Consider the following 14,937-nt stretch of genomic DNA (forward strand, 5'->3'; position numbering starts at 1 on the left):
CCATGAGCGCAACGACGCCGTTTGGAAAGACACCCACACAGATCCCCAGCTACAGGGATAACTTCTACGATCCCCAGCGCCCCCGGATCGTCTCCACCGCCGGCCTAGGCATCAGCCTCACCACCGCACTGTGCAGCATCCTGATCATCGCCGGGCGCTCGCAGACCCTGGTGGTTCTCCTGGCTGCTGCCGGTGTCCTGGGAACCGTGGCCCTGATCATCGCCACCCGCCGGCACTGGCTGAAAACCTCCGCCCGTCCCGCCGCCATGCGGCAGGCTGTCGCGGCTGCGGTTGGCCAGCCTCTGCCGGAGCGGCTGGAGAGCCAGGCCGGAAAAACCCTGGTGGCCAGCCGGTATGGACGCGGCACGCTCACCACGCCCGGCCCGGCCCGCAGGATCGTCCTGAACGCCCGTTTCCTGGCCATGATCGACCCGGCCCGGCTGGAGACGATCACCGCCATCCTGTCCCGACTGGAGGGCATCCAGTACACAGTCACCGCCAAGAAGGGCAAACCCGGCCGGTACATTTTCACACCCAAACCCAAAGAGACCGCCGTGAAGCTCACCGGCCGGGAAGCAGTGGAGGACCGTTTCACCAGGGCCGCCAAGGAAGTTTTCGGCGCCAGCGCCCGGGTGGCCTACACCTGGGATGAAAAGGATGAGAACTACCTTGTTTCCGCGGACATTACCGGGATCCGGGGAATCGACGTCGCCCTAACCGGCAAGCAAAACCAAGCCGGCGCCCGCCTGCTGTCCCAGCTGCCGGATAAAAATTTCAAGTTCGCCGCCCACCCCAGCGAAGACCGTTTCTCACTGTTCCGCTCCCGACCGCTGCCGGGGATCGTTCTGCCGCCGGCCGGCGCCGGGCAGATGATGGCCGACCACCGCGCATACCGACAGTTCGAGGTTCCCCTGGGTATCGGCCCCAACGGCACCCAAGCAACCTGGCGGCCCGCCCGTGACTCACACCTGCTGATCATCGGCGGCACCGGTGGCGGTAAAACCATCTGTGAGCACGGCGTTATCCAGGGACTAACCCAGGCCGGCTGGCGGGTGTGGCTGGTGGACGGCAAGGAAATCGAGTTCCTTGGCTACAAGGACTGGCGCAACGTCGAATTCCTCGCCCAGGAAGTAGACGCCCAGATCCGCCTGGTTTACCTGGCCCACGAAACAATGAAGGAACGCTACAACCTGATCCGGGCCGGCAAGATCCGCGCCGAGGAGCTGGACCCGATTGCGCTGGTCATTGACGAGGTAACGTCCTTCCTGGCCGCGGTAGATCAGCGTTACGCCGAGACCAAGGCCAAGGGCATGCGCGCCAAACCCCCGGTGCTGGAATGGCTGGGAAACCTGGGCCGGCTGGCCCGTTCGGCAAAGATCCACCTGGTGTTTGGTATGCAGCGCCCTGACACAACCATCATTGACGGCGAGCTGCGCGATAACTTCGGCGCCCGCATCAGTCTGGGACAGCTCAAATCCGCTGCCGGCTCCTACATGATGTGGGATAACTACGCCATCGGCTGCCAAGTCCCGCCGATCCAGGGCCGCGCCGTATCACTGATCGACGGCAAGCCCACGATGATCCAGGCAACGTACAACGCCAACCCCGACCCCAACCACGACGACTACCACCCCGGCATCATCGCCGCCATGACACCGCCCAACGAGGTCTACAGCCGCAAGAGGATCCAGCCCCCGACACCGACCGTCACCGACGCCGAGGAAGGCCCGGAAATCAGCTGGACGGATCTGCTGGAAGCCAAGCTGATCGACTCCAGCGGACACGAACTCATCCTTGATCCCGTGGCCAGCGAAGAATCCCGCCGGTTCCGTGCCCAGGCCCGTCCCGGCACACAGACTGAACCCCGCCGCCTCCAGGCAGCTGACTCATTCGAGGAAGGACTGGCCCTGTTCCCGGCCCCAACACCGGATCAAAGCCTGGCCTACGGCAGCACCGTCGCCGCAGCCATCGCCCGCAGGTTCCCAGCCCAGAAAGCCCCCCAGGGAGCCGCACAACCGCAACAGGTCAAGGCATCCCGGCAATCCCTGATCCCTGAACCCGAGCCCGAGCTGGTCACCGTCCCCGACGACGGCAACACGTTCATAAGCACCGCTGCCGAACTCACCGCTGGCCAATACGCAACGTTTGACCAGATCGGCACGGAAATCATGATCGCCGAAACCCACCCCGCCGGCCCCGGCTCATTCCTGTTTGTCGGATACGACGACGAAGGCCAGGAAGTCACTGTGGAAGTACCCGCCAGCGCCACAGTTCAAACACGCAGCGGCAACGACGACGACGAAGCCTGAGAAGGAGAGAACGATGAGCAACCTAGCGAACAACGAAAACGAAGAACTCGCCCTAATCAACATCGCCGCTTTCATGGTCCCGGTAATCCTGGCAGCAGCCGGCGCCTGGGTCAGCGCCCAATCAGCCACAGCCGCCGCCTGGCTGATCAGCCACAGCATCATGGTCGAACCAGCGAGCGCACTGATCCCCGTCACCGAAAACGCCGGCCTGGACCTGGTGCGCGTCGTCGCCATCGCCGCGCTCGCGTGCACTATCGGGTTTGGGTATGCCCGGTTCAAGCCGCGCAAGAAGGCCGACGCCGGCCGGTCCTGAACCGCGCCACGATAACCGCGAACACTCACACAGAAGGGACAAGACGATGTGTAGGGCAGCAAATCCCGGCCCGGGACAACCACACCACGCTAAGCGCCGGTGTCCGTACCACGACAATCCGCACGTAGCTGCGGTGGCCAACGCGAAAACCTCGATCCGCCGGCTGGAGCGGCGTGTTGACCGCCTCGAACACGACGGCGCCCCGGACGAGAAGCTAAACAGCGCACTGGAACGCCTCTACACGGCGCACGAGCGCCTGGGATCCCGGGAGCAGCTTGCCATCCCGGCCACGGGCCGGCCGGGCGCGAAACCGCCGGCCAGCGCGGTTAAGGATGAGGACAGCGCCGAGCCCAAGACATTCCACGCGCTGCCGGCGCCGCGGCCGTCCGCGGCCGACAGCCTCACGCCGGAATCTGTCCGGGAGCTTTCCTGGGATGAGGTGGCGGAGCTTTACGAGCGGCACGCCGATGATCCAGAGGCAATGGAAAAACTGGAGCTGCTGGTTGATGAACGCGAGCGGTCCGAGGGCGGGCAGGAGAACGATTCTTCGGCCTGGCAGCAGTCTGAACCGCCTTATGGGCTGGGCAACGAGCTGACCAACCCCACGCAGCGCAAGCAGCGGAAACTCACCCCGCACGAGGTGGCGCGGGAGGAGTACGACAACTACGTGTACAGCCAATACGCCAAATGCGAATCAGAGGTTTCCTTTCACCTGAACGAAAAGGGCCGCGCGGCCGGTATCGACTCCATGAGCCTGTTTACCGGGCCGGTGTCACGGGTGAAAAAGTACGGCTCGGAGGAGCTAAATGCCTGGTTCGCCGTCAACGGCCGGCACACCCTGGCATCGTTCCGGTATGGGATGTTTGGTTGGTCCTCGGACTATGACGCTTCCTACCGCAACCGAACCCAAGGATGGGAACATGCCCACAGAAATTACTAGGAGCGAAGTGCTCGAAATCCAGCGTGCCGGCTACCGCGCCTACCTTGCCGGGGAATCCCCCAAAGAGAACCCCTATAAGCGCGAGTCTGAGGAGAGCATCCAACGCCAGGAAGCCTGGTTCCGTGGCTATGCTGCCTCAAAAACAGACCGCGCCCGCGCCAATCGAGAAGCCGCAAACACAGAAAAAACGGAACCGTAGACGGATCCCGAAAAGCAACTAACCGGCCGTCTACCGGATGGGCCAACCACCTAGAGCTACACCTCAGCAGGGGGAAACAAACATGAAGAAGAAACTCACGGCCGCGTCCATCGCCGGCCTTGTCTCAATCATCGGTTTGACCGGTTGCGGCGGCCCTCAGCTGATCTATCAAGGGCAGGAACTTTCCGACGTAGAGAAGTCCCTGGAAGAAATCGACGCCGCATGGAAGCAAGCCATCACTGACGGGGTGAAAGCGAACGTCAGCGACGACTCGCGCTGTTACCTCCAAGTCAGCGAGGACACTGTTGCAGAGACCGCAGTATGCGGGCCGGTGCACTACCTCGGAGACGACGAGACAACCTGGGACGGGGCACAGTGGGAGGCATCCGCAGACGGGAACAAACACACCCTAAAGCACCTGAGCATCTTCACCCCTGGCCAGGAATTGCAGGCGAACACTGAGCTGTACAGGCCAGACGATAAGGAACCCCCCGCTGAGCTGGCTCTGGACGAGCCGGATGCTCCGGTAGCGGAGAAAGATACCCCCTTCTGGCTGCCCGTCGCCCAGGCGCCGGCCGAAGCGGAATCATCAACCGCCAAGCCGGGAATCTTGAAAAGCCCTGTGGGAAACGTGAGCGTGGTCAGCACAGCAATATCTGAGCGCATAGGGGACGCCACCAACCGGCAGCAGGCTCCAGAAGGCACACAGTTCCTGACGATCAACTTCTCCGAACTCAGCGGATTCAAGCCTTCTTCGGACGTGTCAGCAATGGCCGTGGTCATTGGGGACAAGACGTATCCGATTGAAACCGCAGAAGGGCAAACAGTCGTTGTCCCGGTGGCCGGGGATCCCGAAAAAGCGTTGCTCCGGTTGACCTATGACGGGTTGGATCAAGACCTGGCACTGTCAGATCTGACCCGCACGGATGAAGCCGTGGCGGCCGGCCTGTACAGCAATTTGGAGACAGAACCCAAGCAATCCGACAGCCGCAGCGGGGAAATGGCCATGAACCCGGCCAAGGCAGATAACACCTTCACCGGAAATCTCACTTACAACGTGAAAGCAGAACGGCTGGCCTACGACGATCAGCGAAAGTGGCCCGCGGCCGGAATGTCCTGGCTCAAAGTCAGCCTCAGCACCACCACCCGCGGACCGGAATGGGACGGGGAAACCTACACGAGCGGCGTCTACAGCCTGACCAAGACAATCGAAGCTCCAACGGTGCAGGTTGACGGTGCAAACATCACCGGGGAACTAGGAGACCTCAATCAAGGCATCTTCGGCGGAGGTCAGGAAATCTGGTACCAAGTGCCGGCAACGTCGCCACAGGCAACATTCTCAGCTGACGTGAAAATGGTTGGAACCCTCAAATCCGAGTCAAGCAGTTCAAAAACCGCGCCGGCATCCGTGGAACACGTCTACCCAATCCGGGACGTAAACCTTGAATTCGCACCCCAGGCCAAAAAGGGATAGTTAGCGGGCTGGCTTCCTGGGATCCCGGAATAGCTATCCCAGGAAGCCCCGCGGCGAGCGTCTGGGGCCGCGTGGCCGGGAGAGGCGTTTTCAGGCGGCTAGTACGTCGTAGGGGTCTTGCCAGTCTGATTCTTCACGGGTGATGCGGGTGACGGCGGGGGCTGGTACCCATTCCGCGTGGACGGATCCTTTTTTGGTGTGGAACAGAACCCAGGCAGGGGTCCAGGCGACGGCCTTGCCGTCCCGGGTGCTGCCGTCCCGGTAAGTCACCCGGATATAGGGCTCCTGGCGGTAGGGGGCGTGGGTTACTTTCCCGGGGGGCGGGCCGCCGATGCGCGGGGTGTTGAAGATTTCAGATGCTGCCTTGGGGTCTACCTTGTTCACGTTTACAGGATGGCATCGGGCGGTGACACTTCGGTATGGGGAGCCGGAGACTAGTCTCCGGCTCCAAAAATGTGACGCCGGCGTGTCGGCTTTTCCGTTTTTCAAAGGACCTACACACGCTTAGACCTATGAACGAAAAACCGGAACGTCGAGGAAGCGCCGCTCGTGGGCAGACGCTGGCGGCGCAGTATTCAAAGTTGCTGGCGCCGATGGCTGAACAGGTGGCGATGGCGCAGCGTTTTGCTAGTCAGCTGGGGCCTTTGGCAGAGCAAGCGGTGGCCGCGCAACGTTTTGCGGCGCAGCTGGCGCCGATGGCTGAACAGGTGGCGATGGCGCAGCGTTTTGCTAGTCAGCTGGGGCCTTTGGCAGAGCAAGCGGTGGCCGCGCAACGTTTTGCGGCGCAGCTGGCGCCGATGGCTGAACAGGTGGCGATGGCGCAGCGTTTTGCTAGTCAGCTGGGGCCTTTGGCAGAGCAAGCGGTGGCCGCGCAACGTTTTGCGGCGCAGCTGGCGCCGATGGTCGCGGAGCATTCAGCCGCGCAGCGTCTGGCCGTGCAGATGGCGCCAATAACCGCCCAGCTGGTGACAATGCAGCGTTTTGCTAGTCAGCTGGGGCCTTGGATGGGGCAGGTGGTGGCCGCGCAGCGCCTCGTAGAACAGGTACATGCGGAGCGGATAGTCGGCATGCTGCCTCACACGGTGCACAGTCCCGCTCTGAGTGCCATGCTTCGGCCCCTGCTGGAGACCCCTGAATACAAGAAATTTGGCCCTGCCGCAGTAGAACTATCCCAATGGGCAGCAGAACGACTGTCAGGAGCGGAAACGGCTTCACCCGAACGGTTCGCGGAGATTGCCAACAGGTTCGACGGCGTAGAGCTGGATAAAGAATCCGAGCAACAGCTTGAACAGCTAGCCGAGGACGAGGGAGCCCTTAGAGCCTTCCTAGCCTCCTGGGGTATTGAAAAATTCCTGCCAAAGACACGAGCAAACATCATGACCGCACGGGCACTCATGGGGTACGCAGCCTTTTTGCTCCTCGTTGTGGGCCTGCTAGGGAACCCAGTATTGACCGGGATCATTCTGACAAGCCTGGGTGGCGCATGGAAAGTACAGAAAGAAACCGGAGTTTTCCTGATCAAATACTCTCCTGAGGCACGATCCCAGATCGACTCAATGGGACCTACAGATCCTGAGGCAGACGGTACTAGCGCCAACCAGGAGAGAAGTTAGCCCGCGGGCGGCGAGCGCCCATTGGAGGGTGTCTAGGGTGTTGTAGTGCAGCGCCCGTCCGGGGGGGGGAACAGGTGTTCCCCCCCGTCTACGCGGACATCGTTGGATGGGACAACACCTGTGGAAGCGTTTAGCGGGCGTCCTGGTTGAGCTGGTGGACGCGCTGCACGCTCAGGCCCAGCAGCTCGCTAATGTCTTGCAGCGTGAGGCCCTGGGCTTTGAGGTCTTGGACTACCTGCCGGCTGAGGGTAGAGGCTTCCGCGGCGGCTTCGCGTGCTTCGCGCTCGCGTTCCTTGGCCTGGTTCCATTTAGCGGCGGCGTCGTCGGGCAGATTGATAGTGAGATTCACGGTCACTTCATCGGGGGCCAGGCCGAGTTTTTCGACGGCGAGCGCGTGGGAGATTCGGTGCGCGTTGCGTAGGTTTTCGGTTTGGGTGCCCTGGCCGATTTCGGGCAGTTCCACTACCCATTGGGGGCCTTTACGGGTGGCAGTGGCAGCGACTTCCCGGGCTCCTGGCTTCGCTTTCGGGATGCTCAGGGTGTCCTTGGGGATGGGGCAGCCTTCGGCCTTCCAGGCGTCGAGCTTGTCTACGTCGTACTTCCGGGCGCGCTCGCCGGCTTTGGGCGGTGTGCGGAGGTCACGGCCGCCGGCGTTGAGTTTGGTCATGGTGGTGCGGAAGTAGGCGGTTTTCATGCCGACGCGCTGGGCTGCTTCTTCGAGGGTGAGCGCGGGGTGGACGCCTGCCGGCACGTTTGCGTGGGCGGGATCTGTGGGCATGGGTGTGTGTCCTTTTTTGTTGGGGTGCCGGGCCTTTTGGACTAACTCTAGCCCCGCTAGATACATAAACAGGTAGAGGGGGGTGGACCTCCACCCCCCTCTACCCCTGGCTTAGTGGGGGATCCGCCCGGTGTCGTGTCCGCGTTGCCGTTCGGCACGTTTTTTGCGGTGGTGCGCGGCGACTTCGGCGTCTGCTTCCTGGCGGCGTCGGATTGCTTCGGGATCCCCGTGGATCTCGTTTATGTGGGCGGCCGCTGATTCGAGACGGCGTTTGAATTCGGCTAGGAGATTGGTTTCAAACTCGCGGAGGTAGGCGCGTTGAGCGTTTAGCAGCCTCACCGCTTGCTGCTGCTGGGGCCAGTACATGCGCGCGTATTCGGCCGGGGTGGGGGGCTGTTTTGGCATGGCTGGTGCATCCTTTCGGTTGCTCAGGGGCCGCTGTTCTCATAGATCACGGCTGCGAGCGCGAGGGTGAGAATCAGGGGTTCGGTGTCGAGAATTTGGCGGAGCGCGCTGGGGTTTGGTCGGTGGCGGTGGGGGGGTTGGAGGTGCAACCCCCACCGGTCGCGTTGGTCTTAGCGGGCGCCTGCTGCTGTATCGGCGGTGGTGTTCAGTTCTGTCTGCTGGCTGGGGTGATCCGGGCTGCCCAGGCAGCGGCGGCAGGTGGTCTGGTTTTCGTCGCAGTCCGTGCGGGTGTTCCGGCGTCCCCATGCGTTGGCTCCGCAGAGATAAGTGCTGCTGCGTCCGTCTGTGAGGTAGTGCTGCATTTTGGTTCCCTTCACTGGTTTCCGGCTGAGCGGGACGAGCGCCCCGTTATTCGTTGGCGGCGCCGTGTCCGACCCGAGCGGGCCGGACACGGCGGCGCGGGTCTAGGTCTCCCGAGCGGCTACGTAGGCCATATGGGCTTCCCGCTCCGCTTCCTCGCAACGGAAGACGGTGGCGGCGTCCGCTCCCCGTGCTTCCGCCTCCAGGCGGCAGGTGCGGAACTCTGTCCAGCGAGCCCAAGCGGCTCCTTCGCGGGTGGTGACGGTGACGGGGGAGGTGGCCACGGTGGCCTCCTTTCGGAAGGTGGGGGCCTTTTGGCCTCCGGGAGTATCTATATCCTTATTCTAGTAGGGCTTTAGTTATTTACACAAGGGGGGCTAGAAAAAATATTGACTGGGCCGGCTCCCCCAGTAGGGAGGGGACAAGACGGATGCGTGCCGGGGGTTGTGCCTAAAATCTGTCGGGGTCGATCCCGTGGGCGGCGGCGACTTCCAGCCAGGCGGCCCGCACTTCTCGCCGCGCCTCCTTTAGCGGCCCGGATTCGTAGCGCTCGCGCTCTGCGGTGCAAGCGGCCGGCCGCTGCTCCCAAGCCTCAGACAAGGCCCGCGTAGCTGCCTCGTAGCGCTCCGACGTAGGGGCGGGATCCTTGGTTGGTTCATCTACCCGCTGAGCTTCCGGCCCGCAGCGGCGGACTTTGGAGGGGTGGCTCTGGTGACTTTCCACGGCGTTCCCTTTCCTCTGGTTTGGGGGCGGTTGGTGACTGCACGAGCGCAGCAGACGCCGCGGCTGATCATGTCGCGCGGTCCAGTCATGGTTCCCTTCCTTAGTCGAGCGGGGCCGGCGGTGTGCCAGCCCCGCGGGGTGTTGGTTACTTGGTTACCTCCTCGGCGTCCATCACGGTGACGCGGTAGACGCGGCGGGCTTCGCGTTCGGCCTCAGAGCCGGCCTCGGTGGCCTCGACACGGGCCGCGGCCTTGGCGACTTCCTCGGCGGCGATCCGGGCGAGCCGGGCTTCGGCCTTGCTGGCTTCCCTGAGGGCGGCGCTCCACTCATTGCGGCGGGCGCCGCGGTCGGCGGGGGTCGTTTCCCGCATGATCAGGAAAGCGTGTGCCTGCCGGGCGCGGGCCATATCGGCATCGGTTGCGGCGGCGGCGATTCGGTCGTTGTGGAGGATCATTGTGTTCGCTTCCTTCCGGGGGGGGTGGGGGGCCGGTCGTGCCGACCCCCCCTTAGTAGGTCTCGGTGCGGGTGCCTGTGCTGCCGTCGGGGTGTTCCGGCGCCTCAGTTGGGCGGGGTGCCCCGCGGCCTTCCGGCCGGGGCGGGGTGCCCCGCGGCCTTCCGGCCGGGGCGGGGGTCTAGCGGCCCAGTTCGGCGCGGACCGCGCCCTGTTCGGCTGCCCGGGCTGCTGTCTCGAAACTTCCCCAGTAGTCGTGTCTGGCGGCGTCCTCGGGAGCCTGGAAGAAGTACAGCTTTCCGGGGATCGACTCGATCACGCGCCCGGCGTACTCGCCGTTGGAGGTCACATGGCCGTTGGTGGGATCCAGTGTCCAGCGCACGGGAACCTTGCCCAGGATCTTTGGGGCGTTGGCGGTGCCTTCGGTGGGTGTTGCCGTTTCGATTGCTCGCTTGGTCCTGTGCATGGTGTGTGCCTCCGTTGTCGTGGTCATAAAATAATTCTAGCCCCCCTTTAGTTATCTAACAAGGGGGACTAGAAATATTCCTTAGTCCTCGCCGGGGAGCCCGATGGTGATTACCGGTGCGGCGTCGTCGCCGGGGCCGATGATCATTTGCAGCTCCAGCAGGCGGGGCACGGTGGCCCGGGGTGTGTTCGGTATGCGTGCCACCTCAAACCGGCGGCGGTCACTGGCTCCGCCGCTGACTGCGGCCAGGTGGGCCATCATGAGTACGTCCCAGAGCCGCCCGGTTTCGTCCTGGTAGGCCCGGTTCGTTTCCGTCCAGGCCACCGCATCCGCCCAGGCGGCGGCCGTCAGTGCCACCGGGAACCGAAAGCCGGCCTCCCGGGCACGTTCCCCGGCGTCGATCAATACGCCATCCCGCAGCGCTTCCGCCCGCGTGTAGCTGGCGATGATTTCCGCATCTTCAAACAGTCCGGTCATGGTGTCGGCCTCTCAATCGGTGATTCGGTGTGTTTTTTGGGGGTTTTAGGGGCGGACCTCATGGTCCGCCCCATGCGGACCTATAGGTCCGTTAGTCGCTGTATCGGGCGTGCATGGCTGCCCAATCGGTGCCCATGCGGTCGCACTGCTTCGCGGCTGCCAGGCGGATCCGCACACCCTCCAGGAGTGCATCCGCCAGCTCGAAGCTGCCGACCGCTGCCCGGGCCGCTGCTTCCTCGGTCAGTTCTTCGGCTGCCTCGATGTGCTGCGCGGCCCTGGCGTGCCAGGCTGCGGCCTTCCCTGACGGCGGCAAAAACCGCGAAATCATAAGGAATCCGGCGAACTCCTCGGGGTCGAAAGTGGACAGGCCCCGCAGTGGTTCCATCACGGCGGCGAGGGTTTCGGGAGCTGGTTTGTTCGTCATGTTCATAACTCTAGGGGCACTTGACTAAATAAGTCAAGAGGGCCTAGAGTTAGAAACATCAGGTAGTTGACCCAGACCGGGAAACGAAATCTCGGCCGCGTCGGGGGTCAGCAGCCCACCACCGGAAGGAAAGAAATGGCACTGGCATTTTTGCGGACGAAGTATGGACGGATAGACCTCAGGCAGCCGCTGTATATCGCCGTTGATGGGGGGCATACCTCCGTAGTGGTTATGCACGACACCCCCAGAAGTGGAGCAGGGGGACAAGTTGTAGCGGAGTTGAAAAATGAGGGACAGAGCGGGAATAACATTTCACAGCTGCACGCAATTGCCGATTCACTGGCAAACGCAATCGCATACGCGAACGCATACGTGGCAAAAACCCCTGAGGAGGGCACTGCGTGGATGCTCTCATTCGAGCCGGTAGGGGATAGCTACTGGACGATGAACCGGGCAGACGAAAACCCCGGAGTAACACCCGTTTATCACATCAAGTAATAGGAGCGGGTGGGAATAATTGATATTCCCACCCGCCCCCTGTCTAATTGGCAAGGCCGGCAACTCCGGCACCGATTCACCTAAGGGGCAGCAATGGCACAAAAAGTACAGATCCATCTCATCGACGACCTGACCGGAGAGGACGCCCAGGAAACCGTCCGGTTCGGGCTCGACGGCAGCAGCTACGAAATCGACCTCACCACAGACAACGCAGCCAAGCTGCGCGAAGTCCTCAGCATCTACACAGACAAGGGGCGAAAGGCCGGCAGAGCCACCGGTAAACCGCGGACAACGGGCAGCCAGCGTGAGGAAATGCAGAAGATCCGCAAGTGGGCCCGGGACAACGGACACAACCCGAGTAGCCGCGGACGCCTCAGCAGCGAAATCCTCGACGCCTACCAGGCAGCCCACCAGTAGAAGATAGGAATCCGCCGTTGAAATGGACAATAACAAGCCCGCCCAGCGAGAAATACAACGACCTAAATAAATTTCTTGAAGACAATATAATCGGGTTCTCGGCGGATAATGCGCGCTATGACACAGAAGTGGCAGGCAAAAGGGTGGCGTCCCTCTTGCCCCGCAATGTGGCCGGCATCCCGTACCAAGGTATTTGGCGCGTTGCTTACGATGAGAATGGAACGCTGGCAGGCGTGATAAATTCCTCAATGCCATTTTCAATGGCATTTGAGCTAGGAACTTCTGGATACGCGGTCTACGCCAAGGGATTCCTGAAAGAGCGGAGAGTTATATCCGGTTTGGCCGTCCGTGAGGAGATGAGGGGCCGCGGGGTAGGCAAGTTACTACTCCAGGCAAACGAGGCAGCTGCTAAACAACAAAAGGCGTCGCTAATTGTTGGATTCATGGACGATCGGAACGGGTCTCCACAGGTTTATAAATCTGCCGGCTACGTGATCGTACCGCATAACCAGCCCTTGCCCAACGTTGGAAAATTCGGATTGAACGAGGCTCATGCTGCATATCTGAACGGGCACTGGTTCTACAAAAAAATCTAATTATCGCTCCCCACGGACTTTAGCGCCGATTGGTCTAGAGCTAAATCAACTCGCATAGATCCTTAAGATACTCACTGAGTTTAGAAATTGTCCGCAGGTACTCATTGAAGACACCCAGAGGAAGAGTGTTGGATTCATGGACGACTTGATTTCTGATGCGGCGAGCTGCAATCAGGCTCTCGGCACTATCTTCTGTAATGATTCCCCTAGCCCTAAGCAGTTCGATATTTGCCATTGGGTTATGCACATCCACATATCGAGCTTGGTAGTCTGAGCGCCAAGGAGCCTCGACGGTTGCGAGCTGAAATAAAGAAGCGTCGATTTCAGTCCAAATACGGATAATCGTGCCTCTCATGAGGTCATCCAGATCCATATTTTTGATCCATGCCGGCATCTCTGTATCCGCCAGCTTGATGTACCGGCTGGACGCTTGCCGGGTGCGGGTGTCTGGCGTGGGTGCTTCGCTGGTAGGCGTGTCCGTCGTGGGGGCGTCTGGCGTGGGTGCTTCGCTGGTAGGCGTGTCCGTCGTGGGGGCGTCTGGCGTGGGTGCTTCGCTGGTAGGCGTGTCCGTCGTGGGGGCGTCTGGCGTGGGTGCTTCGCTGGTAGGCGTGTCCGTCGTGGGGGCGTCTGGCGTGGGTGCTTCGCTGGTAGGCGTGTCCGTCGTGGGGGCGTCTGGCGTGGGTGCTTCGCTGGTAGGCGTGTCCGTCGTGGGGGCGCCGCTGGTCGTCGTTTCCGTCGTCGCGTATTGCCCAAACCTCGATTTGATTTTCGGGCTCGGCACCACATCATCTGTACTTGGCGTGAGGTCGATTAGCTCTACCTTTTGGCTTAGCTCATTGATTAGTTCGATGGTGGTTCCGGGTGCTGTGAACTTCTTAACCCGATGTACGGCCGACCCGATGTTGGCGAGCAATTGTCGGAGCTGTTTACGGAATATCAGAATTGCCGTAATGGTGATGCCAGGCCATGCCAGGGCCTGAAGGTACTCCAGCACCAGTCTTGCAATTTCCACTGTTTCCCCTAGAAATTTTATGGAGGCCCGCAGATTTGGGGCACCATCAGCCTAACTCCCCGAGGAACCGGATTGACTGCTGCCCGGGGGGCGGGGTTACGGGCCGGCATGGTGCTGGTGGTTCCAGTACGACTAAGGGTTCTTTTACTTCTGTTCCGTCCGGTTGCGTGTCCCGTGTTTTAGGAGGTTTTGGGGCTGTCCGGGCCGGTGGTTTGGTTCTAGTGGTTCTGTTGGTTCTTTTACTTCCGGCTGCCTCGCGGTTGGAGATTAGTCTCCGGCTGGGGTGCCCTGCGGGCGGGCCGGCGGGCTGACTGGATCCTGTCCTGGCCGTTGTCGGCCGGCTGCCTGGCTGGGGGTGCTGGGTGGCCCTGGCTGCGGTTTTTCCTGGGGGGGTGGCGGTGCACCCCCCCATCCGGGCCGGCCTGGTTGCCTCGGTGTGTTGTTTCCCTGGGCGGGGCCGGCGTGCCCTGTCGTCGTCGGCCGATTGCCCTCGCCGGGGCAGGCAGGGCCTCGCGGCTCTGTCAGGTTTTGGGGTGAAGGGACGCGGGGTTTCCTGGCGGCCGGCGGGGCCGGGCTGCCTCGCGGTTGGAGATTAGTCTCCGGCCGGCTGCCTCGGTGTGGGCCGGCTGTGCCTGGTTGCCCTGGTTGCCCTGGCCGTCGTCGTCGGCCGGCTGCCCTGGCCGGGCTGGCCCTGGTCGTCGTCGGCCGGCTGCTTCGCTGCGGGGCCGGCTGTCCTGGCTGTGGTGCCTGGGGGGGGTGGTGCTCCGACCCCCCCCCCAGGCGGGCCGGCAGGGCCGGCCGGGGTGCCTTGGTTTCTCTCGGTGCGGGTGGGTCGGTTGCCTCGGTGCCTGGGGCCGGCGGGGGCCGGCTGTTTCTGGTGTGGGGCTGGTTTGGTGGCTGTTTTGCGGGGTTTTGGGCGGTTGGTGGGGGTTCTGGGTGGTTGGCGGTTTGCGGGGCTGGCAGGGGGGCGGGCTGCGGGTTGCTGGCGGGTGGTGCGGTTTCGTCTTGTCCCCTCGGTGCGGGGGTTCTTGGGCGGGCCGGCAGCGCCTCGCTGCTGGCCCTGGGGGCTCCCGTCGTCGGGGGGGGGGCCGGCTGCTTTTCCGCTGCGGGGCCGGCGGGCTTGGCGGGCCTGCTGCCCTGGGGCTGGGGCGCCGGGGTGGGGGAGTGGTGGCGGTGCTGGGTGGTGGGTCGGGCCGGCTGCGGTGCGGGGGCTGGGCGCCCCGCCTCGTCATTGAAAGGGCGCCGGCCGGGCTGGGTGGCGCGGATCCGTGCGGGAGGCCGTCCACGGGCCACCTCACGCCGCTGGGCAGGCGGGCAGCGCACCCACCTGCCGCGGCCCCGTGCGAAGGGCCGGCAAGAGAGCTATCCAGCCACCCCCACGCCGCGGCAGCGGCGCCGCTTTTAGCGCGCGTCAGCGCGCAAGGCCCCGCCAGGGGCCGCTCCGAGCAGGCGCGCCAGCGCCGCCGCTCGCTGCCCCCCCCC

19 protein-coding genes are annotated in these 14,937 nt (G+C 62.9%); 9 read left to right on the plus strand and 10 right to left on the minus strand.

The window, feature by feature from the left end; all coding sequences use genetic code 11:
- Positions 1-2 precede the first annotated feature (2 nt).
- From CXR00_RS17565 to CXR00_RS17585, 5 genes are all read left to right on the plus strand, one after another.
- Positions 3-2,309, plus strand: a complete 2,307-nt coding sequence (locus CXR00_RS17565) for an FtsK/SpoIIIE domain-containing protein (RefSeq protein ID WP_104056291.1) — start codon at positions 3-5, stop codon at positions 2,307-2,309.
- Positions 2,310-2,322: 13 nt separating this feature from the next.
- Entirely contained in the window at positions 2,323-2,622 is a 300-nt protein-coding gene (locus tag CXR00_RS17570) for a hypothetical protein (protein ID WP_104056293.1), read from the plus strand.
- Between the two features lie 133 nt (positions 2,623-2,755).
- Positions 2,756-3,562 carry a hypothetical protein gene (locus tag CXR00_RS17575; RefSeq protein WP_104056295.1) on the plus strand — a complete coding sequence of 269 codons (807 nt, stop codon included), beginning with the start codon at positions 2,756-2,758 and terminating at the stop codon, positions 3,560-3,562.
- On the plus strand, positions 3,543-3,761 hold the full coding sequence (locus CXR00_RS17580; RefSeq protein WP_146068540.1) for a hypothetical protein: 219 nt from the start codon (positions 3,543-3,545) through the stop codon (positions 3,759-3,761). The genes CXR00_RS17575 and CXR00_RS17580 overlap by 20 nt, the downstream gene beginning before the upstream one ends.
- A gap of 82 nt (positions 3,762-3,843) precedes the next feature.
- Positions 3,844-5,235 (plus strand): hypothetical protein, encoded by a 1,392-nt coding sequence (locus tag CXR00_RS17585; RefSeq protein WP_104056299.1) that lies wholly within the window; start codon positions 3,844-3,846, stop codon positions 5,233-5,235.
- 90 nt (positions 5,236-5,325) lie between these two features.
- Here CXR00_RS17585 and CXR00_RS17590 read toward each other — a convergent pair whose 3' ends face one another.
- Positions 5,326-5,619: a hypothetical protein gene (locus tag CXR00_RS17590; RefSeq protein WP_104056301.1), complete on the minus strand. Its 294-nt coding sequence runs from the start codon at positions 5,617-5,619 to the stop codon at positions 5,326-5,328.
- A 128-nt stretch (positions 5,620-5,747) separates the two neighbouring features.
- On the opposite strand from CXR00_RS17590, the gene CXR00_RS17595 reads away from it, so the two are divergent.
- A complete protein-coding gene (locus tag CXR00_RS17595; protein WP_104056302.1) occupies positions 5,748-6,848 on the plus strand; it encodes a hypothetical protein in 1,101 nt (366 codons plus the stop codon).
- A gap of 130 nt (positions 6,849-6,978) precedes the next feature.
- Here the strand turns inward: CXR00_RS17595 and CXR00_RS17600 are convergent, their stop codons facing one another.
- From CXR00_RS17600 to CXR00_RS17640, 8 genes are all read right to left on the minus strand, one after another.
- The gene (locus CXR00_RS17600) at positions 6,979-7,626 is read right to left on the minus strand and encodes a sigma factor-like helix-turn-helix DNA-binding protein (RefSeq protein WP_104056304.1); all 648 of its coding nucleotides are present in this window, start codon (positions 7,624-7,626) and stop codon (positions 6,979-6,981) included.
- A 111-nt stretch (positions 7,627-7,737) separates the two neighbouring features.
- A complete protein-coding gene (locus CXR00_RS17605; protein ID WP_104056306.1) occupies positions 7,738-8,031 on the minus strand; it encodes a hypothetical protein in 294 nt (97 codons plus the stop codon).
- Between the two features lie 170 nt (positions 8,032-8,201).
- Entirely contained in the window at positions 8,202-8,393 is a 192-nt protein-coding gene (locus CXR00_RS17610) for a hypothetical protein (protein ID WP_146068542.1), read from the minus strand.
- 102 nt (positions 8,394-8,495) lie between these two features.
- Positions 8,496-8,675 carry a hypothetical protein gene (locus CXR00_RS17615; RefSeq protein WP_104056309.1) on the minus strand — a complete coding sequence of 60 codons (180 nt, stop codon included), beginning with the start codon at positions 8,673-8,675 and terminating at the stop codon, positions 8,496-8,498.
- A 584-nt stretch (positions 8,676-9,259) separates the two neighbouring features.
- Positions 9,260-9,568, minus strand: coding sequence for a hypothetical protein (locus tag CXR00_RS17625; RefSeq protein WP_104056313.1), 309 nt, complete (start codon positions 9,566-9,568; stop codon positions 9,260-9,262).
- A gap of 178 nt (positions 9,569-9,746) precedes the next feature.
- Complete coding sequence (locus CXR00_RS17630; protein ID WP_146068543.1) at positions 9,747-10,058, minus strand: hypothetical protein; 312 nt, start codon at positions 10,056-10,058, stop codon at positions 9,747-9,749.
- A 54-nt stretch (positions 10,059-10,112) separates the two neighbouring features.
- Entirely contained in the window at positions 10,113-10,508 is a 396-nt protein-coding gene (locus tag CXR00_RS17635; protein ID WP_104056317.1) for a DUF6573 family protein, read from the minus strand.
- Between the two features lie 91 nt (positions 10,509-10,599).
- A complete protein-coding gene (locus CXR00_RS17640) occupies positions 10,600-10,932 on the minus strand; it encodes a hypothetical protein (RefSeq protein WP_104056318.1) in 333 nt (110 codons plus the stop codon).
- 135 nt (positions 10,933-11,067) lie between these two features.
- On the opposite strand from CXR00_RS17640, the gene CXR00_RS17645 reads away from it, so the two are divergent.
- The 3 genes from CXR00_RS17645 (at position 11,068) to CXR00_RS17655 (ending at position 12,443) form a co-directional block, all read left to right on the plus strand.
- Positions 11,068-11,430, plus strand: a complete 363-nt coding sequence (locus tag CXR00_RS17645; protein ID WP_104056320.1) for a hypothetical protein — start codon at positions 11,068-11,070, stop codon at positions 11,428-11,430.
- A gap of 93 nt (positions 11,431-11,523) precedes the next feature.
- The gene (locus CXR00_RS17650; RefSeq protein WP_104056322.1) at positions 11,524-11,847 is read left to right on the plus strand and encodes an Lsr2 family protein; all 324 of its coding nucleotides are present in this window, start codon (positions 11,524-11,526) and stop codon (positions 11,845-11,847) included.
- Between the two features lie 17 nt (positions 11,848-11,864).
- A complete protein-coding gene (locus CXR00_RS17655) occupies positions 11,865-12,443 on the plus strand; it encodes an N-acetyltransferase (RefSeq protein WP_104056324.1) in 579 nt (192 codons plus the stop codon).
- Positions 12,444-12,483: 40 nt separating this feature from the next.
- Here the strand turns inward: CXR00_RS17655 and CXR00_RS17660 are convergent, their stop codons facing one another.
- Positions 12,484-13,455 carry a hypothetical protein gene (locus CXR00_RS17660; RefSeq protein WP_146068544.1) on the minus strand — a complete coding sequence of 324 codons (972 nt, stop codon included), beginning with the start codon at positions 13,453-13,455 and terminating at the stop codon, positions 12,484-12,486.
- Positions 13,456-14,937 lie beyond the last annotated feature (1,482 nt).

The sequence above is a fragment of the Arthrobacter sp. 9E16 genome (assembly GCF_002929435.1).
GTDB classification, from domain to species: Bacteria; Actinomycetota; Actinomycetes; order Actinomycetales; family Micrococcaceae; genus Arthrobacter_B; species Arthrobacter_B sunyaminii.

What these genes read in the sequence shown, in the direction of transcription:
- CXR00_RS17565 (WP_104056291.1), top strand. Translation starts at nt 3, where the DNA reads ATGAGCGCAACGACGCCGTTTGGAAAGACACCCACACAGATCCCCAGC.
- CXR00_RS17570 (WP_104056293.1), top strand. Translation starts at nt 2,323, where the DNA reads ATGAGCAACCTAGCGAACAACGAAAACGAAGAACTCGCCCTAATCAAC.
- CXR00_RS17580 (WP_146068540.1), top strand. Translation starts at nt 3,543, where the DNA reads ATGCCCACAGAAATTACTAGGAGCGAAGTGCTCGAAATCCAGCGTGCC.
- CXR00_RS17585 (WP_104056299.1), top strand. Translation starts at nt 3,844, where the DNA reads ATGAAGAAGAAACTCACGGCCGCGTCCATCGCCGGCCTTGTCTCAATC.
- CXR00_RS17595 (WP_104056302.1), top strand. Translation starts at nt 5,748, where the DNA reads ATGAACGAAAAACCGGAACGTCGAGGAAGCGCCGCTCGTGGGCAGACG.
- CXR00_RS17600 (WP_104056304.1), bottom strand. Translation starts at nt 7,626, where the DNA reads ATGCCCACAGATCCCGCCCACGCAAACGTGCCGGCAGGCGTCCACCCC.
- CXR00_RS17605 (WP_104056306.1), bottom strand. Translation starts at nt 8,031, where the DNA reads ATGCCAAAACAGCCCCCCACCCCGGCCGAATACGCGCGCATGTACTGG.
- CXR00_RS17610 (WP_146068542.1), bottom strand. Translation starts at nt 8,393, where the DNA reads ATGCAGCACTACCTCACAGACGGACGCAGCAGCACTTATCTCTGCGGA.
- CXR00_RS17625 (WP_104056313.1), bottom strand. Translation starts at nt 9,568, where the DNA reads ATGATCCTCCACAACGACCGAATCGCCGCCGCCGCAACCGATGCCGAT.
- CXR00_RS17630 (WP_146068543.1), bottom strand. Translation starts at nt 10,058, where the DNA reads ATGACCACGACAACGGAGGCACACACCATGCACAGGACCAAGCGAGCA.
- CXR00_RS17635 (WP_104056317.1), bottom strand. Translation starts at nt 10,508, where the DNA reads ATGACCGGACTGTTTGAAGATGCGGAAATCATCGCCAGCTACACGCGG.
- CXR00_RS17640 (WP_104056318.1), bottom strand. Translation starts at nt 10,932, where the DNA reads ATGACGAACAAACCAGCTCCCGAAACCCTCGCCGCCGTGATGGAACCA.
- CXR00_RS17645 (WP_104056320.1), top strand. Translation starts at nt 11,068, where the DNA reads ATGGCACTGGCATTTTTGCGGACGAAGTATGGACGGATAGACCTCAGG.
- CXR00_RS17650 (WP_104056322.1), top strand. Translation starts at nt 11,524, where the DNA reads ATGGCACAAAAAGTACAGATCCATCTCATCGACGACCTGACCGGAGAG.